The sequence below is a fragment of the Rhizobacter sp. P1_G5 genome (genome assembly GCF_056405435.1).
Map to the genome: position 1 here is coordinate 1 of NZ_JBFUCB010001164.1, position 672 is coordinate 672.

Consider the following 672-nt stretch of genomic DNA (forward strand, 5'->3'; position numbering starts at 1 on the left):
GAACGTGACCGGCACCTGCGGCAGGCCTGACGGCCGGCGCGCATCGGGCAGGTCGAACGCGACGGCGCGCGTCACCAGCAGCGGCAGCGGGCGATCGTCGTCATCGACGGCGCGCACCGTGAGGCGCACCGATTCGGCGCCGCTCGCGAACACGCGGTCCTGCGTGCTGCGCACGCGCACGCCCTTGGCCGGCTGGCCGCCCGGGGTGCGCAACGGCATCTCCTCGGCCACCGGGTCGAACGGGCGCACCTGGTCGGGGTGCTCGCCCAGCGGGCGCGCCTCGTGCGGGTAGCGGGTCGAGGTCTTGTACTTGGTGAGCGTGTCTTCGGCGCGGGTGAGCCGCTGCTGCCACAGGTCGAGCTGCGCGCGGCGTGCCTGCACCGCGCTCGCACTGAAGGATGCAGAGGGTGGCACTGCCGGTCTCGGGCTTGCGGTCTGCACTGCCACGGCGGGCAGGATGACAGGCGCCTCGGTCGGCGCCTCGCGCCCGAACGAGAGTGCAGCCAGCAACGCCGCGACGCTGACGCAGGCCATGACGATCAGCAGAGGCCTTCCCATTCAAGCGTGCGCGTCGGCCCAGCGGACGCCGTGGAACCGGCTTTGCCGGGCCACTGGCGGCGCCCCCTCGAGGGGGAGGCGCGCAGCGCCTCGGGGGTGGGCCATCATCTAGCG

The 672-nt window shown here is 73.7% G+C and carries 1 pseudogene; it reads right to left on the bottom strand.

Annotated features, from left to right (window positions below):
• A pseudogene (locus AC1D12_RS34755) lies at positions 1-558 on the bottom strand (hypothetical protein); the annotation flags it as partial.
• Between the last annotated feature and the right edge of the window lie 114 nt (positions 559-672).